General features: G+C 61.8%; 15 protein-coding genes. 9 read left to right on the forward strand and 6 right to left on the reverse strand.

Annotated features, from left to right (window positions below; translation table 11 throughout):
* Window positions 1-10: 10 nt before the first annotated feature.
* Window positions 11-928, reverse strand: coding sequence for an SGNH/GDSL hydrolase family protein (locus SINAC_RS18780; RefSeq protein WP_015247194.1), 918 nt, complete (start codon window positions 926-928; stop codon window positions 11-13).
* A 532-nt stretch (window positions 929-1,460) separates the two neighbouring features.
* Here SINAC_RS18780 and SINAC_RS39970 point away from each other — a divergent pair.
* Window positions 1,461-1,673, forward strand: coding sequence for a YjzC family protein (locus tag SINAC_RS39970; RefSeq protein ID WP_015247195.1), 213 nt, complete (start codon window positions 1,461-1,463; stop codon window positions 1,671-1,673).
* 95 nt (window positions 1,674-1,768) lie between these two features.
* Here the strand turns inward: SINAC_RS39970 and SINAC_RS18785 are convergent, their stop codons facing one another.
* Complete coding sequence (locus SINAC_RS18785; protein WP_015247196.1) at window positions 1,769-3,244, reverse strand: caspase family protein; 1,476 nt, start codon at window positions 3,242-3,244, stop codon at window positions 1,769-1,771.
* 293 nt (window positions 3,245-3,537) lie between these two features.
* Between SINAC_RS18785 and SINAC_RS18790 the strand changes: the two genes are divergently transcribed.
* Window positions 3,538-5,901 carry a hypothetical protein gene (locus tag SINAC_RS18790; protein WP_015247197.1) on the forward strand — a complete coding sequence of 788 codons (2,364 nt, stop codon included), beginning with the start codon at window positions 3,538-3,540 and terminating at the stop codon, window positions 5,899-5,901.
* A 103-nt stretch (window positions 5,902-6,004) separates the two neighbouring features.
* Here the strand turns inward: SINAC_RS18790 and SINAC_RS18795 are convergent, their stop codons facing one another.
* Window positions 6,005-7,855 (reverse strand): RNA polymerase sigma factor, encoded by a 1,851-nt coding sequence (locus tag SINAC_RS18795; protein WP_015247198.1) that lies wholly within the window; start codon window positions 7,853-7,855, stop codon window positions 6,005-6,007.
* A 328-nt stretch (window positions 7,856-8,183) separates the two neighbouring features.
* Between SINAC_RS18795 and SINAC_RS18800 the strand changes: the two genes are divergently transcribed.
* Window positions 8,184-8,738: a hypothetical protein gene (locus tag SINAC_RS18800; protein WP_020467318.1), complete on the forward strand. Its 555-nt coding sequence runs from the start codon at window positions 8,184-8,186 to the stop codon at window positions 8,736-8,738.
* A 122-nt stretch (window positions 8,739-8,860) separates the two neighbouring features.
* A complete protein-coding gene (locus SINAC_RS18805) occupies window positions 8,861-10,285 on the forward strand; it encodes an IS1380 family transposase (RefSeq protein WP_015244773.1) in 1,425 nt (474 codons plus the stop codon).
* Window positions 10,286-10,636: 351 nt separating this feature from the next.
* Here SINAC_RS18805 and SINAC_RS18815 read toward each other — a convergent pair whose 3' ends face one another.
* Together SINAC_RS18815 and SINAC_RS18820 are read right to left on the reverse strand one after the other, a co-directional pair.
* The gene (locus SINAC_RS18815) at window positions 10,637-10,900 is read right to left on the reverse strand and encodes an RNA polymerase sigma factor (protein ID WP_015247199.1); all 264 of its coding nucleotides are present in this window, start codon (window positions 10,898-10,900) and stop codon (window positions 10,637-10,639) included.
* A gap of 69 nt (window positions 10,901-10,969) precedes the next feature.
* Window positions 10,970-13,645 (reverse strand): DUF4394 domain-containing protein, encoded by a 2,676-nt coding sequence (locus tag SINAC_RS18820; RefSeq protein ID WP_015247200.1) that lies wholly within the window; start codon window positions 13,643-13,645, stop codon window positions 10,970-10,972.
* 872 nt (window positions 13,646-14,517) lie between these two features.
* Here SINAC_RS18820 and SINAC_RS18830 point away from each other — a divergent pair.
* The gene (locus SINAC_RS18830) at window positions 14,518-15,417 is read left to right on the forward strand and encodes a sulfurtransferase (RefSeq protein WP_015247201.1); all 900 of its coding nucleotides are present in this window, start codon (window positions 14,518-14,520) and stop codon (window positions 15,415-15,417) included.
* A gap of 235 nt (window positions 15,418-15,652) precedes the next feature.
* Here SINAC_RS18830 and SINAC_RS18835 read toward each other — a convergent pair whose 3' ends face one another.
* Window positions 15,653-17,317 (reverse strand): RNA polymerase sigma factor, encoded by a 1,665-nt coding sequence (locus SINAC_RS18835; RefSeq protein WP_015247202.1) that lies wholly within the window; start codon window positions 17,315-17,317, stop codon window positions 15,653-15,655.
* A gap of 416 nt (window positions 17,318-17,733) precedes the next feature.
* Here SINAC_RS18835 and SINAC_RS18840 point away from each other — a divergent pair, with 416 nt between their 5' ends.
* The 4 genes from SINAC_RS18840 (at window position 17,734) to SINAC_RS18855 (ending at window position 20,010) form a co-directional block, all read left to right on the forward strand.
* Window positions 17,734-18,144 carry a hypothetical protein gene (locus tag SINAC_RS18840; protein ID WP_015247203.1) on the forward strand — a complete coding sequence of 137 codons (411 nt, stop codon included), beginning with the start codon at window positions 17,734-17,736 and terminating at the stop codon, window positions 18,142-18,144.
* Between the two features lie 318 nt (window positions 18,145-18,462).
* Window positions 18,463-18,810, forward strand: coding sequence for a P-II family nitrogen regulator (locus tag SINAC_RS18845; RefSeq protein ID WP_015247204.1), 348 nt, complete (start codon window positions 18,463-18,465; stop codon window positions 18,808-18,810).
* A gap of 78 nt (window positions 18,811-18,888) precedes the next feature.
* On the forward strand, window positions 18,889-19,596 hold the full coding sequence (locus SINAC_RS18850) for an HAD family hydrolase (RefSeq protein WP_015247205.1): 708 nt from the start codon (window positions 18,889-18,891) through the stop codon (window positions 19,594-19,596).
* 6 nt (window positions 19,597-19,602) lie between these two features.
* Window positions 19,603-20,010, forward strand: coding sequence for a response regulator (locus SINAC_RS18855; protein ID WP_015247206.1), 408 nt, complete (start codon window positions 19,603-19,605; stop codon window positions 20,008-20,010).
* Window positions 20,011-20,046 lie beyond the last annotated feature (36 nt).

The raw sequence follows: 20,046 nt of genomic DNA on the forward strand, positions 1-20,046 counted from the left end.
GTCTGTTTTTCTAAGGATGATTCTCGCGAGTTCCCTCCGGCTGGTTCTCGCCTCGGTTGTATGCCGCCTGCACGATGGTCCAAATCGTGCAGGCCATGTGCTGGTGGCCCGCTTGGGTGAGATGAATCGTGTCCATGGTCGTGCCTTGCTGCTGGAGCACACCGAGCAGAACCCGCTTGGGAACCAAGAGGGTTTTGTATTGCCGAGCCAGGCGGCGCTGAATCCGGCCGTAGGCGTTGTAAGTCGGGGGCAACGGCAGCTCGAGCATGACGATCACACGGCCGGGTTGGCAGACGGCCGAGAGCAATCGTGCGAGCCCCACCTCGAACCCGGCGGGAGTGGTTTCCCCCAGAATGTCATTCCCGCCAATCTCCAGCAAGACGAGCCGCTCGTCCGACGTCATTGAGGCTGCTTGCTGCAACGCGGAAGCGACATTGGCCCCGGCTTGCGCGTGGTCGTGGACCGCGACGCTGTGGCGGTCCGCGAGGATTCCGGGCCAGGTCGTGACCTTTTGCTGTCCGGTTCCCGCCGTGACCGAATCACCAATGATTCCGAGCGTCGGATGGCCGAGTTGAGGGACTCTTGGCGACAGGTGGTAGGGCAATTCGACCAGGATCGCCGCGATCCAGGTAGTGGCGACGGCGACCCGCAAACCGAGGACGAGTCGGGCGCGGAGCCGCTCGCGAGACGCTTCGCCCACCAACCAGAGCAACGACGCAACGAGCAGGAGGAGCTCGAACCAAGGCGGCAACGGTGTCGCCGACAAGCAGACGAGCGTGCCTCCGAGAATGAGGAGGGTGTTCCGACCGATGCTGAGCTGACGCCGCTGGCCGAGGGCCGACAGCCCGACCGCGACGATCAGGCAGGCGGCACCCGTGAAGAACGATTGGCCGCTTGCGACATGGAACACAAGCCATTGTGTGAGCATGTTAATGAATGCCGATCCCGGTCTTCGATTCGCGATATCCTGGATCCGAGTCCGCCTTCCTCGTCATTCTCCCAGGAGGATCGGATGCTCGCATAGGGGGACTCGCTTCGTCTTTTGACCTTCCGGAGTCAAAATGTCCATCGGGGTTCGGCAGAACGACAGTTTGTCCTGATCGAGCGGTGGGATTCTCGTTTGCATGTCGTCAGGCACTTGAGACCTTGGCCGGTCACGTCGTTCGGGTGCGCGTCCTGTGCCGCCTCGACGGTAGCCGGCATCTCCGTTGCGTGCGGACGGTGGGTGGGCCAAGGCATGGAGAGAGGCTAATCCAGAAATATCATGAATGAATGTGTGTTAATTGGGTGCGTGCTTTCGAGGTGTGTTGATTCTGTGAGAAAACAAGTGCTGAGTGAATGCAATTTATGCGTGGAGACTTTGCTTTTGGCTCGTTTTTTGAGGGGGTGGAACTCTTTTGGAGAAGTCGTCCTCATCTTGGGATGAGGTTGATCCAAGGTCGATGAATCAGGAGACGACGATGTCAACGTCCATCGCAGTCGGCAGCGCTTATCACACGGGCGAGAAGGTCCCGGTGTCGGGCCGTTACGAATTCGTCAGGCATTCCAACCCGGACAGTCATTGTGAGCCGCCGGCCGAAGCGCAGAGCATCCCGCTCTCCCAAGGGGAAGCTTTTCCCCCTTGCCGGTCCTGTTCGGCCCGCTCTGTCTGGAGCCTTGTGGAAATTCACTGAGCATTGCGGATGAACTGTCTGGGGCTCCCTGGGACCGTCCTCTGTCCCAGGGAGACGCTCTTCTCTGGTCGAAGCCGACACCTTTTGGGCGGGGCCTATCCCAGTTGATCCTGGGTTGGAGAGGGGAGAGACTTCGCGTCGTCCCCCTTGGGGAGCATGCGGAGGGCCTGACTGAGTGCCGTCGTCAACTGCTCGAGGGGCGTTCCGGAGGGGTAGGTCAGCGACAGGTGATCTTCGGTCACGTGGATCAGGCCGCGGTCCGGCACCTTGAAGCTGCAACTGGAACAGTCGTGGGGGTAATCGATCGGGAGCTGCTGGGCCTCGGCCTTGTCGATCAAATCTTCGACCTTGATGCGCTCCTCGAAGGAGAGTCGGATTGATTTGAAAGTGGCGTCGAAAATCGCGGTGAAGCCATCGTCGGTGAGGATGTCGGGGTGGCGGATGTCGGAGACTTCCCGGGTGAAGACCGCTTCGACCGGGTCGCCATCGAGGGCGATCGAGATCGTGTACTGGAAGTCGGGGGTCCGGATCGAGCCGAAGCCTCCCTTGGGGGGGAAGACCTCGATCTGCTTCCGGGTGTAATTCATGTTCGCCCGAATGCTTTTGTGCGTCTCGGCCAGGTCGTTCTCGAGGTCGGCCTGAGCGAGTTCGTTGGCCCAATCTTCGGATCGTCTGTCGAGCACCTTGGGGATGCGGTGCACGCCCGGCTTGAAGCTTGTCAGGCTGCGCAGGGCGACGCGATCCTCGCTTCGCAGGACGAACTCTTTGGCAGCATTCGACTTGGCAGGGGTGGCGGCCCCCTTGCGTTTGACGACGGGCGAAAGGTCGGCGATCAGGAAGTCGCGGTCATGGCTCCCGGCGTACCAAGGGGTCTGGATCTGCCGCGTTTTGAGCGTGTCTCGGATCGACAGGGAAATCTTGTTGTCGAGATAATCTTGGAGGTTGCCGGCGGTGAGGAACCGGTTGTCGACCAGGATCTCCGGGGCTGCTCCGGCCAACGCCTGGACCAGGTGGTAGGCCCAGATCCCTCGCTTCAGGCGACCGCTGGAATGCGACTTCTGGTCGAACTGGCTCGCGGAGAAGCAGGCCCAATGCTCGGCGCCTCCGAACGCTTTCTCCAGGGTGGCTTCAGACATTCGCGGGGCGTTCGCGAAGTCGCCGCTAGTGCAATCCAAGTAAGCTTGGATGTGCGTGCCGGATGAGCGGCGAAACTCGCGGACCAGGGCAGCGAGGTCGATCCCGGTGCCTCGGAGGTCTTGGTAGCGGGTGTCCCAGCAGGCGAGATAGTTGGCCCGCTTCACCGCGAGACCGTGCCCGACGAAGAAGAAGAACAGTGTGTCGTCTGCCTTGAGCCGGGTCTCGACCAGGCTGCGAACCTGCTCCTCGATCGCGGTCTTGGTCGCGTCTTCGCCCACCAGAAGGGTGATGTTCTCCTCGCGATATCCGAGCCGGACCAGGGCCTTGCGGACCGCCGAGACGTCCGCCTCGGCATAGGCGACGTCGGGGAGGAGTTCGTTGTCCCAATACGTCTCGACGCCGATCAGGAGGGCGTGATTCTGAGGGGGCGTCATGCGTGAGGTGCCTTTCCGACTCCACAACCTTTGCCGGCTGAGTCTGAACTCGCGGAGAACCGGCCGCGACGACCCGAGGAGCGACTCGACGATAAGGTCAAGATCCAGGCGGGTGTGGACCGTCCCAAAAAAACGCTAGGCCGTATTCTACCGCAAAAGGCAACCCCAGGTCTTGGCCCAAAGGGACCGCCGTTCGAATCTGATTGCTTTTGTTTATGACCCGGGACCGGTATCTTGGCGAGGATCACACGATCGAGCCGAGGTCTCCTTTTTCCGGAGTCGGGTCTTATACCATGAGTGCTGTCTACGCCGTGTTGCTATTGGTGACCATGTCCGCAATGCCGGACCCCGGCCCGATCGACCTCTCCCAAGCCACAATCGTTACGCGTCGCGGCGCGGTTGCCGAGGCGGAGAAGACGGCCGTCACGGTCCTGGTCGAAGAGGCTGAGAACCGGACAGGCATCCGCCTGACCGCCCAGACCGACTGGCCGAACGCGGGATCAGGGGCCGTGATCGTCGCGACCTCGAAACTGGACGAGGTTGCCGGGGGCAAAGACGTGCCCCAGGAGATCCGCCAAGGTGCAGCGAGCTTGAAGGCGGAAGGATTCGTCCTCGGCGTTAGTAAAGGAGCCGGCCGGCCGATCGTCTGGGTTGTGGGGGCCGATGCTCGCGGCGTGCTCTTCGGGGTGGGCAAGCTGCTGAGGACGATGAAGATGACGACGGGCGGGTTGACCCTCGACCCGAAAACGCGGGTCGTCACGTCGCCCGCCTATCCGATCCGCGGTCACCAGCTCGGCTACCGCGATCGGGCCAATTCGTGGGATGCCTGGGACGTGCCGAAGTTCGAACGCTACATTCGCGAACTGGCGATCTTCGGTGCCAATTGCGTTGAGAACATCCCGTTCCAGGACGATTCCCCAGGGCCGCTCATGACGGTCCCTCGCGCGGAGATGAACGTCCGCATGAGCGAGATCTGCCAGCGCTACGACCAGGATTACTGGCTCTGGGTGCCGGCCGAGTTCGACCTGACGGACTCGGTGAAACGGGCGAAAGCGCTTGAGGAAAACGAGGCTCTCTACCAGGCCTGCCCGCGCCTCGACGCGGTCTTCGTCCCCGGTGGCGACCCGGGAGAAAACCACCCCGAGCTCGTCATCCCGTTCATGAAGGACCTTTCCGTCCGGCTCGCCAAGTCCCACCCGAAGGCCAAGGTCTGGTTCTCGCTCCAAGGCTTCAAGGGCGAGCGTATCGAGTATGTCTATCGCTATCTCGACGAGGAGAAGCCCGACTGGTTCGGTGGCATCGTCTGCGGGCCGAGCAGCCCTTCCATCGCGTCGACCCGCAAGCGGCTCGATCCGCGCTATCCGATCCGGCACTATCCCGACCTCACGCACAACGTCCGCGCCCAATACCCGATCCCCTGGTGGGACCCCGCCCTGGCCAACACGCTCGGACGGGAGTCGATCAACCCGCGCCCGATGCAATTCGCGGAGATTCACAACGCCCTGGCGCCCTTCACGGTGGGGTTCCTGTCGTACTCGGACGGGGTACATGATGACGTGAACAAGGTCGTCTGGAACGGGCTCGCCTGGGACCCCGAAACGCCGGTGCGAGAGATCCTCATCGAGTACAGCCGCTTCTTTTTCTCGTCTGAGATCGCGGAATCCGCCGCTGACGGCATTCTGGCTCTGGAGAAGAACTGGATCGGCTCGCTCCGTGACAACGGGGGCGTCGAGGCCACGCTGGCGTTTTGGGAAGAGCTTGAAGCGCGGTCGCCGCAACTCGAGAAGAACTGGCGCTGGCAGATGTGCCTGGTTCGCGCGGTCTATGACGCCTACACCCGCCAGCGCCTGATTGCCGAATCGGCTCTGGAGGACGAGGCAAACCTCGCTCTAGCAGGCGCTCCCGAGCGGGGCGCGCAGGAGGCGATGGACCGGGCGCTGACGATCCTCCAGCGGACGAAAACCGATCCCGTGGCTCCGAGGCTCCGCCAGCGGATTGACGCGTTGTGCGAAGCCTTGTTCCGCTCGATTGGTCTGCAGACGAGCGAGTCGAAATACCAGGCGAGTGGTGCGGAGCGCGGTTGCATCCTCGACTTCGCCGACCATCCCTTGAATAGCCGCTGGTGGCTGGAGGACGAATTCGCCGCCATTCGCAAGCTCCCCTCGGAGCCGGAGAAGCTGGCTCGCCTGGATTTGCTTCGGACCTGGGAGCATCCCGGTCCCGGGAGCTTTTATGATGACGTCGGCAATATTGCCAAATCCCCTCATGTCCTGAAAGGCGATCTGACCACCCTCGGATTGAGCATCAGCCGGCCTCCGATCCCGGAAGTGCTCTGGTGGAAAGAGGGGGTCAGTCGTGAGCGGCCGGCCTGGATGGATGTAATGAACTGGCCGCTTGCCATGCGGTATAACAGCCTCGACCCCAGCGCCGACTATGTCATCCGGACGACCGGTCTGGGAACGTGCCTGCTCTCGATCGACGGCGAGCGCGTTGAGCCCTACCTCGACAATAAAGGGATTGGCGAGTTCAAGGAGTTCCACGTTCCGAAGCGCCACCTCGCGGACGGCGAGCTCAACCTGACGTTCGAGCGGCCGGTTGAGAACGTGAACTGGCGCTACCAGTCACGCCTCTCGGAACTCTGGCTCCTGAAAAAGTAGCATTTCGCTCGCCGTAAAAGGCGAGCGAGGAGGTCGGCTTCCTGTCTTTCGGGATTCTGCGCGAGTGTGGACCCGAAGACAGGAGTCTGCCCTCAAGCCAGTCTTATTTGACCTCGTGTTCTTCGAGAGGGTTCAGGGCTACGTTGGTGAATTCAGCCCATTGAAAGGGCCGGGTCTGAAACCGCAATTCCTTGATCTGGGAGAGCGGGATGGCAAACTCGACCTCCAACTGCTGGAAGCCACCGGTTCCCAAAGCACGTATTCGGATCGGCGGATACTTGTCGTCCTCGTCATCCATCGCCACAACACGGGCGTCCGCCTCAGAGGAATTGGAACTGACCGTGATCTTGGTGACTCCTGAAGATTCATGAGCCGCTCCGAAGATCACTTTCTCTCCATGGATCCCTTGGGCCGATACACCACTTGGTCCGCTTGTGGCGACAGTCTTCCAGCGACTCGAAGGGGCGCCGAAGCTTACCTGGCAAGTCACTTGATCCTTGGGCATAGCCATCGCGATGACTTTCAGGTTCGGTATCTCGCGGCCTTCTCGATCCAGGGGAAGGCCCGATACCGAACTTCCCACGGGGAGGATCTTCCAACGTTCTTCGGGTTCCCTTTCGGCGAAGTTTCGACTCGACAGATCCGGGAAAGTAGGACGGCGTAACTGCTCGAGCTGGGATTCGAGTTCAGTCACTTGCTTGCGGGCGTATCGGAATGAAGGATCGTTTGGATTACGAATCAATCGTCGGAGTGCATTGACGCGCTCTCTCGCCGCTTCCAACCTTCGAGCTACGTGGAGAACAGCAGGGTTATGGTCGAACGTGGCCGTCACTTGCGCTGGAGTCGTGACGCGAACGGCGAACTCGCGTGCTTGCTGATTCGCGTCTGCGCTGGCGCGGGCCTTTGTTCTCGCGTAGGGCGCTTGGGCGAGCGGTTGGCCGTCCGGTGTCCACCAGGTTTCGGGTCCCGACGGATTTGAAGAGACGCCGACCAACTCGACGATCGTCCCATCGGATAGTCGTTTGATCCAAGGCTCGCTCGCGTTTGTCTTTGCCTTCGACTCCTCTTCCGCCTCACGCTTCGTCTCCTGGGATTCCGGCTCCTTTGCCGTGGTTCGGAGTGCCAGGCAAGCCGACGAGGTGAGGGCGATGAGGCCGGCCGCGACACACCACGCCCCGATCGCTTTCCATCGCAAGGCGTGCAACGCCCCCGCCGCCATTTGGGCGACGGACGCCGAGGCGACCCCCGCAAGCCCCCTGGTTGTGGAAGCCGCGAGGGCTGCGTCTGCCGTGGATTTCACCAGGGAATCGGGGAGGGCCGCCAGAGATTTCTTGGACGCGATGCCGGCGAAGATTCGCAAGCCACGACGGGCGAGTCTCGTTTTCAACCGCTCCTTCGCCCGCATCAGGCGGACGCTGACCGTCCCGACGGGGCAGCGAAGTCGTTCGGCCGCAGCTGCGTGGGTCAATTCCTCCAAGTAGCAGAGGACGACCGCTTCGCGGTACTTCTCCGGCAGGTTATCGACCTCCTCGTAGAGTGTCGAAACGTCTTGCCTCTTCTCGTCTCCCTCGACTCTCGCGGCCATGTTGAGCGCAGCCTGCCGTTCGTGGGTATGACGTCGACGGGCCTCGAGTTTCGCTCGGGAGGCGACTCGTCGGGCTACGCCGAAGAGCCAGCTTCCCAGCGATTCCCGTTGCCGGATCGACCTCGCCCTGGTCGCCAGGATGAGGAAGGTCGCCTGAAACGCATCCTCGGCGTCCGGTAGGTTGCTCAGGTGGTTGCGGCAGACGTCGAAGACCATTGGCCCATGCCGGACTACCAAAGCCTCGAACGCCATTTCGTCGCGTCGCGAGAGAAACCGACCGAGCAGTTGGGCGTCGGTCAGGCTGCCGGTTGTCCCCTCACCGAAGAGTGTCCGGATCGACCGGAGCAACGTGCCGTCCTGTCCCTTCATGATGTCCCTTCCTCGCTCCCGGAGTGTCTGACTCGGTGAATAGTGCCGAGGTGACCTCATTCGCTTTCAACTTTTTCCTGCAATGATACCTAATACAATGCCGCTCGGCGGGTGGACAATCACCAATGAGGAAGAAGACCGCTACGCAATAGTGGTATGAAGGGGTTCAAAAATAAACGGTGATAAGGTAGAGTCGCTCGCTAATCACCAAGAGCTTGGAGATCTCCTTGAGGGAGCCGAATTCTTCATCGCCACCCATGGGTTTTGATCACCAAGAGGAAGAAGGCCGCCACGCAATGGTGGTACGAATAGTAATAGGAGCCAGACCATGAAGAGGAGTAAGGTAATCGTCATCGGGGCATTCGGGATGCTCCTGGCATGCAGTTACTTGGCCGTTTCCGCTCCGAGCAAGAAACGCTCGCCACAAGGACCAACCCGACCGTCACGAAAAGCGATGATACCCACGCCGGAGATGCTCGAAAAACTTGACGGGGGCGACGACCCGGCCCGTCGCTACACCATCATACCAATCCCGATTCGAGGGGCAGTCAAGGCACGTACGCCGCAGGAGGAGGAACTCTTCAAGCAGGCTACGGCCATTATGCTCCGCGAACGTCCTGTACCTCCCGATCGCCTCCAATTCTTCAAATGGATAGATGAAGGGGATTACCGATTCAAGCTTTGTGGGTGGTCAGCCTTTGTTGATGAAGTTGTCCCTGCTGCTGGAGGTTGGGGGATAAGGCTGAGTGTCTGGCCCCAGGTTACAACAGAAGCTAAGGTTATCAATAACTATTATGAGGAATATGCCTGGGCCGATGGTGTTCTGAAATTCGTTAAGGGCTACGGCAACCCGAGAATTTCGGGAATTTGTGTTGTTTGGTAACGAGGGAGACAACGGTGCTGTATGCCTAGCCTGGATTTCTCACCAGGGATTGAATCGGGCTGCCTTGCGTGTCATAGGTGGAATTGCGACAACCACTTTTGACACCGAACCAAGGCAGCCCGATGGCTACAGAGTGTAACTCGACTTACCTCGACTTTTCCATCCTCGGTCACCGCCAAGTGCTCGCCGATTTTGACGGGGGCGCCATCTCTTCCGACGGCGGTGCACTTCTGCTCCGTCAGATCGAAGCCCGCACCGGGATCATCCGCCAGTTCGCCGCCTGCTTTACCGACCATCGCGATCCTGACCTCGTCGAGCACCCCCTGGAACACCTCCTGGCCCAACGCGTCTATGGTCTGGCCTTGGGCTACGAAGACCTCAACGACCACGACGATCTCCGCTGCGATCCGTTACTGGCCACCGTCGTCGGCAAGACCGATCCCACCGGCCAGGACCGGCCACGGCTCCGCGATCGCGGCAAGCCGCTGGCTGGCAAGAGTACCCTCAACCGCTTGGAACTGACCCCTGTCGGGGCCGACGGACAGAGCCGTTACAAGAAGATCACCTGTCAGACCCATGAGGTCGAACGGCTCTTCGTTACCCTCTTTCTTCAGGCCCACAGCCGACCCCCCGAGCGGATCGTTTTGGACCTCGACGCCACCGACGACACGGTCCATGGCCGCCAACTTGGCCGCTTTTTCCACGGCTACTACAAGGGATACTGCTATCTCCCGCTCTACATCTTCTGCGGCGACCACCTGCTCTGTGCCCGGCTGCGTCCCTCCGACATTGATGCCAGCGCCGGCTCGGTGAAGTCCCTCAAGCGGATCGTCTCGCAGATCCGCCAGGCGTGGCCTCAGGTGAAGATCCTGATCCGCGCCGACAGCGGGTTCTGCCGCGAGGAGATCCTTCGCTGGTGTGAGGACAACGGCGTGGATTACCTGATCGGCCTGGCCAAGAACACCCGGCTGACGGCGGCGATCGCGACGGAATTGGCCCAAGCACGCCAGCAATTCGAGGCGACGAAACAGCCGTCCCGGGTCTTCGCCGAGTTGCGTTATCAAACGCAGAAGACCTGGAGCCGAGAACGTCGGGTGGTGGCCAAGGCCGAGCATCTGGGCAAGGGGGCCAACCCGCGGTTCGTGGTCACGTCGCTCACGGTCGAGGAACGAGCGGCGCCGCCGCTGTACGAGCAAGACTACTGCGGTCGCGGTGAGATGGAGAACCGGATCAAGGAGCAGCAACTCCATCTGTTCGCCGATCGGACCAGTGCCCACACGATGCGTGCCAACCAGATCCGGCTGTTCTTCTCCTCGATCGCCTACGTGTTGCTGGAGGCGTTGCGGCGGCTGGGGCTGGCGGGAACGGCGATGGCCGAGGCGCAGTGCCAAACGATCCGTCTGAAGCTCTTGAAGATCGGGGCGTTGGTGCGGGTGACGGTTCGCAAGGTGTGGGTGAAGTTCTCGAGCGGTTGTCCGTATGCGGAAGTGTTTCGGCGTGTGCACACCAACTTGGCGCGGTCGGGGCCCTTGATCCCGAGGTGCTGAAACGAGGAGACCCAGTCAAATGAGGCGGGAAAGCCCCTCCCTGAGGAGGGGTGAGGATCGGGGTGCGCCCCCGCCTGGGCGCGGGGGCCTGAGGAACCAGGTTCGCGTTGGCGTGAAGAGGTCCGATCAGGTCCACGCCGACGTGATGAGCAAGCGGGAGACCACGCAGGCCGCGGGTGGCGGGGGCGAGCCGTCGAAATCGTCGAGCGATCGGACCCCGAAAGAATAGGGTGAGAAATCCAGGCTAGGCCTTTGACAGTCCAAGCAGCCTATGAGGGCGTTGCTGATCAAGGTTTGCTGTGTATGAGAAGGACGAGAGGCGGCTAGGGGATAGGTCCCATGGCCGCTTTTCTATTTCCCGAACGGCCTAACCCACGTGGTATCGTTCCGCCGCGGATCGGAGTAAGGAGACTCGGCGTCCGGTGGGTTGCTCAGGTGGTTGCGGCAGATGTCGAAGACCATCGGCCCATGCCGGACCACCAAAGCCTCGAACGCGATTTCGTCGCGTCGCGAGAGAAACCGACCGAGCAGTTGGGCGTCGGTCAGGCCGCCGGTTGTCCCCTCACCGAAGAGTGTCCGGATCGACCGAAGCAACGTGCCGTCCTGTCCCTTCATGATGTCCCTTCCTCGCTCCCGGAGTGTCCGACTCGGTGAATAGTAGTGCCGAGGGGACCTCATTCGCTTTCAACTTTTTCCAGGATCTCGAGTTGGGGCCTTCTTGAGCCGGCCCGACACGACGGCGACGGTCCTGCGAAGAGGGCGGAGACCAGCCATGAAGTTGCCCCCGGACTGAGCGTTGCCCGAGGGGAATCGGCCGGTGAATATACCATTGAGCGCATTGCCGGCCAGATCCTCGATTCCGCCCGAGCGTGCCGTGAAGGTGTACCGGCCGGCTCGGAGCCGACGGCCGTGGTTGATCGTTAAAATGATGACTTGAGTATTTGTGGTGACTGTTTGGGGCGTCGTCGAGGCGCCTGTGATGGGGAATCGCCGGTTGCGGCGCGTCCCCTGTATGCTGCCGGTCAGGATATAGTTGGCTCGGTCGGTGGCATTCGCTTGATTGAGTCCGCTGCGGTCGTCCTGAAAGGCGATGCGGACCTGTCCGTGAAGTCGACGAAACTCAAGATGAGTCACGGTGGGGCCTACCGTATCCACCATGAGGCTGGCCAAGACGCCGAGCGCTCGGCCTTGGCCATCGTCGGAGGTTGCTTCGAGGATGAGGTTGGTGTAGAGGCCGTCGGCGAGCGGGCTGAGGACGGTCGCCTGCCAGGCCCCGTTGGGGTCGGCGAGTGCGGTGGCGATGAGTTGTCGTGTGGCGGGATCGGTGCCGTTGTAGATCCTCACGACGGCCCCAGGCGATGAGGTTCCGGTAAATGTGGGAGTGTTGTCGTTGGTGATACCGTCCTGGTCGGACAGGCCGGTGTCGCTGGCGGGATCGAGTCGCCCTGCTACCGCGATCGGCGGGTTAGTCACCAGGATCTGGGAGGTCGTGGTGACGGGGTCCTTCGCCTGGTAAATTGTCGTGACGCGAAAGCCCCAGACTGTGGCGCTCGAGCGGCTCCCCGTGTCGACGATCGTCGTCGTGACGTTGAAGCGGCCCGAGGCCGAATAGCGATGGCTTCCAAGAACATAAAAAAGTTCTGGAATGTTCGCGTCATTGACGATGATTCCGGCCGAGGAGGTGCCGTCGCCCCATTGGATTGTCACTTGATAGTCGGCCGCCTTGGCCTTTGCGTTGCTCTCAAGGAATCGGGCCACGGTCGCGTCAACGAACTGGGTGCCTGCGACGGCGTTGATTGTCGGCAGCGGGGGCGTCGTGACGATTGGAGAGGCCCGGTCATACGCGATGTTGACCTGTTCGAGGTTCAAGTCGATGAACGTTTGCAATTCAGGGATCGAGTTCGGGCCAAAACGGATCCCCGTCATGAACAGGGAGGTCTCGGCCCCCTGGGGGGCGACGTTCAGCGTGTTGATACCACCCCCGCCATCGAGACTTGTTCTGACATAGATGAAGCCGAGGGAGTGCGTCAAAAGAAAGGAGTCGTTGGCCATGCCGGCCATTACTTCAAGGGACAAGTAACGGTCGTATGAACCGTGGTACGAAACGGTGCCGCCCAATCCGGTGACTTGCTCAGGTCTGACCGTGATAGTCCGGGCGATCGTGCCGGCGCGGTCGTCGAGCGTCAGGTGATCGCTCACTCCCCCGCCATGGATCGTGAACGCCGTGGCGAGGCTGCTGAGCGGTGCTGTCAGGCTGCCGAGAGTGACTTGGTTATCGCCTGCACCGGTGTTGATGATTATCGAGATGGCGGTGTCTGTGGAACTCAGCGTCTGGTCGCCAGGGCGGGTCGAGTCGAAGTCGAACGCGCTATGGTAGCCAGGAGTCCCGAGCGCAAACTGATTGTGCCGAAGCAGGCCGCCGACCTGGTCGATCACGAGCGTATCGCCGTGGACGCTTCCGGTGAACGTTGCGGTCGAACCGGCCACGGTTGAGCCGTATCCGGGGTCCGGCGCGATTGCCAACGCTCTGAGCGAAGCCGCGACCGGTGCGATCAAGGTTGCGGCCCCGGTGCTCAAGTTGATCTGGTAGAGGCTGGTGGTGCCACCGACGACGAGCGCCGCGTATCCGAAGTGGGTGCCGCCGACCGTTTGGATATCGAAGCCGGCAACCTCCGAAGCATCGACGCCGAGCGCGCCGACGGTCGTCAGCGTTCCATTGTTCGGCAGATTCTGGATCGCGAGGATGTCGAGGTTCGAGTCGATCTGGTAGAGCGTCGTCGCCGTGGCTCCGGCAAAGTTATTGAGAAAGGCCGATCCCGCCAGATGCGGGGCCTGGCCGAAGGACGGATCACCCGCGAGATAAGCCAGCGGGCCATCGGTTGTCGCGAACCCGAAGGTAACGTCAACCTGCACGTTGAGATCGGTATCGCTGACCACCCGGAGTCGGTCGGTGGCGGGATTGAAGTCGAGGCCGAAGCGGGTCCCGGTCACCGGGACGTCGATCGTCGACGCGAGCGTGGCGACTGCCGACGCGGTATTGATCGTGTAGAGTCGACCGGTATGATTCGCATCGGTCGTTAACGCGTAGAGCTGGCCATTCGCCGGGCGGTAGTCGATCCCCTGGATCGTTTCGCCAGCCCCGATGTTGGTGATCGGATTCGACTTGAGGATGATCGTGGGGGCCGCCGAGTCGAACTGAACGAGCGCTGAGGCCGTTGTTACGCCGAACATGGTCGTGAGGAGAGTTCGCTTTTCGCACTGCTCCAGGATTCCGATCGACCGCTGGCGACGCGCCGGCTTCCTGGTTTGGTGGCGGTTACGCGAGACGACTTTCCTGTCAGCGCTCGACATCAGGGCCATGCTGGGAAACTCCTGCTAAAGTGCATAATTGCGAATTTATGAAATGACAGCATCATTACGCTATCCACTCCTCCTTTCGTAGATTCAACCGAATCGCCGCCTGTAGAATTTTGTGAGTTGCTATCTGATGAATCAAATTTGCAACTTTTTTGATACCTGAACACTATTCGCGTATTGCGGTCTGTGTTCGTATGTGCATGATTTATTTTAAATTTTGGGACGATTTGCTCATTAGATAGCGGTTTTTGAATCACATATTTCGATTTTCAGGCGAGTGGGGAGCGCCATCACTCTGGCTTCCGATGGCTGTTTGAAGGCAGGGAACTGGCGCTCCCCGTTCGCCTTTGGAAGGAATCGGGCCTGGACTTTTCGCAGGCTGAGGTGAGTCTCGGTCGACCTTTTTGATGGGGACTCGGGGGTGGAGAACCAGCTTGTCAGGCGCCGCGTGCCACGAGTCGCACTCTCGTGAGGGTCACCTGGCCAAAGCGTCTCGAACACCCCCTCGTCCTTTGGGAACTTGATTCTCAGGATTTGGTTCTGTGTTTCGTCAATTGCCAAGGCTTCACGCAGGCAGCCGCCCCTTTTGCGGTTGCGCAATGCGTGCATAACTTTTCAGAACGCCAATCCCCCAGAGCCTCTGCGCGGCTGTCGAGCCAGATCCCGAGATTCAGTCCCGAATATTAGAAAGGTTCGTGAAGGCCCCGGCAAGGTACACGATGACGATTGTCGCGAAGTTGGCGATTGGGCGGGCAGTGTTAATGCGTTGTCCGTTGGGGGGGTGGACGATTAGAGTGGCCATTGTTCCGTTGCACGCATTTGCGTGGCCGCGATGGAATTCAGGATGCCTGCTTTCGTGAGGGATGGTGAGTGTGATGACCTCAACCTGGCTGACCGTTCCGCTGCTCGTTCTCGCACCGCTCGCCTGCTGGGCCGCTGATTCCGAGGAGAAGCCCCTTGCGAAGCTTGTCTCGCTCGCGGAGTTGGAGCGCCGGCTCGGCGAGCCGAACCTCCGGTTGCTGGATGCCCGGCCGAAGGCCGACTACGACAAGGGGCACATTCCGGGCGCTGTCTGGGTCGATGCCAAGGCGGTCGCGGCCATGGCCGTGAAGGATCCTGGGGTTCTCACCGACCGGAAGGCCTGGGTGTCGTGGATAGCTCCGCTCGGTATTGGGCCGAAAACCGACGTCCTCATTTACGACGCGAACCGGCAGCTCGACGCCGCTCGGCTCTGGTGGCTCCTGGGATATTTGGGGGTCGACCGCACCGGGCTCCTCGATGGCAGCTTTCCGCTCTGGGTTGCTGAGAACCGGCCGGTGACCACCGAGGTGCCGACCGTCGCGCCGAGTCCGTTTCCGGTCGCCTTTCGCAACGACAGGAACGCCACCCGCGCGGAGGTGCTGGCTGCGATCGCCGCGAAGTCGGCCCTGATCGTCGACGCCCGGAGCAAAGGGGAGTACGACGGCATTGAAAAGCGGGCGAAGCGGGGCGGGCACATCCCGGCGGCCTGCCACCTTGAATGGTCGGACCTCGTGGGCAAGGACGGTCGATTCCTCGAGGAGTCGGCCCTCCGCGCCAAGCTTGCGAAGGCCGGCGTCAAGGCGAGTGAACCGGTCATCACCCATTGCCAGAGCGGCGGTCGAGCGTCCGTGAACGTCTTCGTCCTCGAACGGCTTGGCTTCAAGGCGAGGAACTACTATCTGGGTTGGTCCGACTGGGGCAATGCCGAGGAGACCCCCGTGAACGCCGAGGCTGCATCGAAGCCAAACCCATAGGCCGGATCCGTTGCATTTCCCTGGGACCGCGGGTGCCCCGCCCGCAATGATGGCCGCGCGACTCCGGTTTCAAGCCCCGCGGCACTCGGCGAGTTGTGAAAAGATGCTTTGTATGCCGGGTGGGCAAGGACCACCCGGTAAGAAACGAATTGGTGTCTTATTCGTTTTCTTGAATTTAGATGCTTTTGCGGATTTACGGCCTGTGGGCATGAGAGTGGGCGATAAGTAGCCCTGGTTAACCAGGTCCCCTGGGTTTTAGGGCGACCCCGTCGATTTCGACCTTCTCGTAGGGCCGCGTCTGGACCCGGAACTCTTTGATTTGATCAGGAGGAATGCCGAATTCGCACGTGAGTTGATAGAAGTTCCCCACGCCACTCCCCGAACGGGTCTGCGCCGGGTGCTCCTTGCCGTTGCCATCCATCGCGACGAGTCGGACGGACACGTCCTGGATGGTGTGGGTCACGGACAACGCCGTCCCCTCCTTGGTGGCGATGGGCTTGCTGAAGATGTAACTCGGAGCGTCTCGGGAACCGATGGCCCCCGGGGTGTTTCCCCAGGTCTGGATGGTTTTCCAAGGACCGGCGGCAACTTCAAAACGGATCGTGCCCGAATCCAGGCCATTGGGAAGGAAGGTGATCACCTCGCTCAAACCAGGGACCGGTGGTTTGCCGTCAAGTTTGGCCTCCCCATGGGAACCTCCATTGGCCCGATCGATCCACCACCAGTGATCAGCCCCGGCCGGAATTTCGGTCAGGCGGACCACGATCGCGCGGGGGACGACATCCTCGTCCGAGGTTAGCCTTGTACCGGATGGGTCAGATGGCGGTTCGCTCAGCGGTGCCCCGTCCGGACGCCACCATGTGTTCGGGCCGGACGGATGGGGGGAAATTCCGACCACTTCGATGGTCGCGCCGTTGGTCAGGGTCTTGACCCAGCGGTGATTGTCCCCAGGCTTGCCGTTCTCTTTTTCAAGAGGTCGCGCCCTCGCCTTGGGCGACTGACCCTCAAGGCCACGATCTTGCGCGTTTTGTTGTTGAGCCAGGGCTCCGGCCGTCAGGCCGACGGCGACGAAGGCCCCTGCGGCGATCAGTTTGAGCTTCTCCCACATCATCATCGTTAAGACCCCCTGGGTCAGGGCGGTGACTGCCTCCGGGAACAGAACCGGGACGCGTGAAGTCACCGCGCGAACTGTGGCATGAGCGAGCTGCGGTGGGACGGCCTGCCGGACTTGCCGGGAGAGCGTCTTGAACCCCACCATGGCGACCGGCGAGAGACCGCGCCGTGTCAGCCGCTCGCGCAATTTGAGCCGACCTCGCACCAGTCGGCCCTTGACCGTCGCGACGGGCCAGTTGAGCTGCCGCGCGGCCTGGTCGTACGTCAGACCCTGGAGATAGCAGAGTTCGATCGGGCACCGATATTTCACGGGGAGCCGATCGAGCTCTTCGCCCAAGGCGTTGCAGATCTCCTTGCGTTCCATTGCACTCGCCGGGTCATCGGAGGCCCCGGCTGGGGTTCGGCCCGGTTGGGATTCGCGCCGTAAGGTCTCGGAGCGAGCCCGGAGGGCGACGCGGTGGGCGACCCCATAGAGCCAGCGGCCGACGGACTCGTCCACACGCACCGACTGTGCTTTGCGGACGAGCACCAGGAAAGTGGCCTGGAATGCGTCCTCCGCTTCGTGAGTCTCGCCGAGCACGCGGCGGCAGACTCCCCAGACCATCGCTCCATGACGGTCCATCAAGGTGGAGAAGGCCGTTTCCGCAGTGAGTGCAGCTTCGGCCGATTCGGCACGCTTGGCCGTGAACCGTTCGAGGAGTTCGCTGTCAGTCAGCCCTGTCGTCGTGCCGGCCGTGAAGAGGATGCGCAGGTGCCGGAGTACGGAGGCTGTTCGTCCGTTCGCCATCTTGGGATCGTCGCCCCCTTGTCGATGTCCGGTTCGGTCGTCACTACCATGCGGAAAGTCACCCGGTCGGACCGGATTCTTTCTCTCTTTTTTTCAGGATGACGATCGGACCGCCCCGGCAAGCGACAGGTCCCCGAACGGGGCGGGCGTGTCAGGCAATACGGTTGACTGGGTTGTTTGCGATGAGTTGCCGGCCTGCGCGAAGCGATCGTCAAGGCGGGGATCCAAAGGGTTGAGGCAACTTTGGGCCGTTTCGTTTCATTGTCGAGCCGCGACGCGGCCGATGATAAGCATTAATCGAGGCGAGGTCGGCACTCCATAACGGTGCGGGTCCGATCCCGAAATGGCCGTGGACCACGGAACGGTCCGGGCTCCCAAGAATGACGGCCAAACACATTACGGAAAGGATACCGGCGATGTTGCGATTCAAACTCGCGCTGTTGGCCGCGACCCTGTCAGCCGGCGCGGTAGGGTGCACGCAGTGTGATACCTGCGACGACTTCCCCACGCCCTGCATCGGCGGCAAGTGCGGTCCCCAGGCGTATGCCCCCACTTCGGGGGGAACTTATTCGATGGCGGATCCGGGACAAGGTGCACCGGTGATGCTTCCCCCCGGCGCTCCTCAGCCGCCGGTTCCCTCGGCCGAGGCCGCGACGCCCCCGCCCGAGGTGAGACCATCGGCACCGGCGGCGACCTCGCCCGATTCGGGCCCGGAGCCGCTGCCCCCGGCCGCAGCCGCCGGGGCGATCTCGGTGCCTCCGTTCTCGACCGAGGTGTCGCCGCCCGCGCCGAACAGCGTGGGGAGCCTCCCCAGCCCTCTTCTCTAAGATTGAGCTTGAGATGAGGATGAGACGGAGACAGCCCGTCTCGTGAAAAAAAAGGCGATCGGGGCGGTTTGCCCCTTGCAAAATCAACGCCCGGCCCGGGTCACTCGGGTCGGGCGTTTCTCGTTCCGGCCGATCCCGCGCCGAGGGCCGACGCGACTCCTGGTCTCGACGCATCGTTCCCAACTTTTTTGTTGACGCCAACCCTGATTCTCGGTCAATCTGAACGGGCAATCGGGGATGACCTCTTGGGAAGTCCGGGGTCCTGTTATCGTTCGTGCAGCGGCATGAGGGCGGGGCGCCGGGAAGAGCGGGACCTCCATGAAACTGATCATCGCGTTGATTCAGCCCACCAAGCTCGAGGCGGTTAAGGAAGCCCTTTCCCACGTTGAGGTGTTTCGCCTCACCGTGATGGACGTCCAGGGGTTCGGGCGGCAGAAGGGATATACCGAGGTCTATCGAGGGCACGAGTTTACGGTGAACTTGCTCCGTAAAATCGAGCTCCAGATCGCGGTCAACGAAGACTTCGTCGAGCCGACCGTGAACGCGATCATTCAGGCGGGACGAAGCGGTCCCGACGGCAAAATTGGCGACGGTAAGATCTTCATCCTCCCCATGGACGACTGCATCCGGATCCGAACCGGTGAGCGTGGGCCCGAGGCGATCTGACCTTGTTTTCGTTTGTCTTCGTTTGGTTTGGTTTTGGTGGCTCACGAATCATTTGAGTGGGAAGAGACTAGGTTTGGCATGATCCGGGCGGTGATTTTCGACTTCAACGGTGTGCTCGTCGACGATGAGCACCTTCATTTCGACATGTTTCGCGAAGTGCTCGCGGCCGAGGGGGTCACGATCACCGATCGCGACTACCACGAGCGTTACCTGGGGCTCGACGATCGCGGTTGCTTCGAGGCTGCCCTGATCGACGGGGGCCAGGAAGCCGATCAGGAGCGGCTCGACGCCCTAATCGCGCGGAAGGCCGTCCGCTATGCGGAAGAGGCAGGGGTCGGCCTGCGGTTCTTCCCCGGCGCGGCCGACTGTCTGGCCGCCCTGGCGGGCCGTTGGCCTTTGGCCATCAACTCGGGTGCCTTGCGCCCCGAGATCGAATTCGCCCTGGGCCTGATCGGCTCGCGGGAACGCGTGGGTTCGATCGTCTCGGCCGAGGACACGAGCCGTTGTAAGCCCGATCCGCAGGGGTATTTGCTTGCCCTCGCCGCCTTGCGCGACGACCCCAAGGCAGGGGTGCCCGACCTGGATGCGGCCGAGTGCCTGGTGATCGAAGACAGCCTGGCCGGCGTGGCCTCGGCCAAGGGGGCGGGCATGTTTGCCGTCGGCGTCTCCAACACCTATCGGGCCAATGAGCTCGAAGAGGCTGGAGCCGACGCCGTCTTGCCCGGCGTGGATCACTTGACCCCCGGTTGGATCGAGACCCAGTTCGCCCGCAATTCCGGAGGTTGAACGCCGATGAGCTCCGACCCGACCATGCCGTCAGTGCCGACCCCGGAAGGAGCGGAGCCGGCGGGCCTGCTCTTGAGCCGGGACCTGATCTTCACGACCAAGGTCACCGGCACCGCCCGTGAACTCGGCCACCGCATCATGGTGGCCGGCAACACGGCCCTCGCCCAGGCGATGATCGAGCAGTGGAAGCCCCGCGTCGTCTTCGTCGACCTCTCGGCCGGCGAACTCGTTTCCATCCCGGCCCTCCTGGCCTACCGGTCGCTGGCCGGCGAGGGCACCCCGTTCATCGCGTTCGGCTCCCACGTCGATACCACGGCCCTCGCTGACGCCCGCTCGGCCGGCTGCGACCCTGTCCTCGCCCGCAGCCAGTTCACGGCGCAGCTCCCTGCCTTGATCCGCCGCGCGTTCGAGTAGCCCGGCTGTTGGAATGCCTTCGAGGCGAGCAGGGGA

Origin of the sequence: Singulisphaera acidiphila DSM 18658, assembly GCF_000242455.2 — a bacterium.
Lineage (GTDB): Bacteria > Planctomycetota > Planctomycetia > Isosphaerales > Isosphaeraceae > Singulisphaera > Singulisphaera acidiphila.

Excerpts from the sequence above, each read along its gene's own strand:
- SINAC_RS18790 (WP_015247197.1), top strand. The coding sequence starts at position 3,538 with ATGAGTGCTGTCTACGCCGTGTTGCTATTGGTGACCATGTCCGCAATG.
- SINAC_RS18785 (WP_015247196.1), bottom strand. The coding sequence starts at position 3,244 with ATGACGCCCCCTCAGAATCACGCCCTCCTGATCGGCGTCGAGACGTAT.
- SINAC_RS18840 (WP_015247203.1), top strand. The coding sequence starts at position 17,734 with ATGTTGCGATTCAAACTCGCGCTGTTGGCCGCGACCCTGTCAGCCGGC.
- SINAC_RS18815 (WP_015247199.1), bottom strand. The coding sequence starts at position 10,900 with ATGAAGGGACAGGACGGCACGTTGCTTCGGTCGATCCGGACACTCTTC.
- SINAC_RS18850 (WP_015247205.1), top strand. The coding sequence starts at position 18,889 with ATGATCCGGGCGGTGATTTTCGACTTCAACGGTGTGCTCGTCGACGAT.
- SINAC_RS18795 (WP_015247198.1), bottom strand. The coding sequence starts at position 7,855 with ATGAAGGGACAGGACGGCACGTTGCTCCGGTCGATCCGGACACTCTTC.
- SINAC_RS18780 (WP_015247194.1), bottom strand. The coding sequence starts at position 928 with ATGCTCACACAATGGCTTGTGTTCCATGTCGCAAGCGGCCAATCGTTC.
- SINAC_RS18820 (WP_015247200.1), bottom strand. The coding sequence starts at position 13,645 with ATGGCCCTGATGTCGAGCGCTGACAGGAAAGTCGTCTCGCGTAACCGC.
- SINAC_RS18800 (WP_020467318.1), top strand. The coding sequence starts at position 8,184 with ATGAAGAGGAGTAAGGTAATCGTCATCGGGGCATTCGGGATGCTCCTG.
- SINAC_RS39970 (WP_015247195.1), top strand. The coding sequence starts at position 1,461 with ATGTCAACGTCCATCGCAGTCGGCAGCGCTTATCACACGGGCGAGAAG.
- SINAC_RS18845 (WP_015247204.1), top strand. The coding sequence starts at position 18,463 with ATGAAACTGATCATCGCGTTGATTCAGCCCACCAAGCTCGAGGCGGTT.
- SINAC_RS18805 (WP_015244773.1), top strand. The coding sequence starts at position 8,861 with ATGGCTACAGAGTGTAACTCGACTTACCTCGACTTTTCCATCCTCGGT.
- SINAC_RS18830 (WP_015247201.1), top strand. The coding sequence starts at position 14,518 with ATGACCTCAACCTGGCTGACCGTTCCGCTGCTCGTTCTCGCACCGCTC.
- SINAC_RS18835 (WP_015247202.1), bottom strand. The coding sequence starts at position 17,317 with ATGGCGAACGGACGAACAGCCTCCGTACTCCGGCACCTGCGCATCCTC.
- SINAC_RS18855 (WP_015247206.1), top strand. The coding sequence starts at position 19,603 with ATGAGCTCCGACCCGACCATGCCGTCAGTGCCGACCCCGGAAGGAGCG.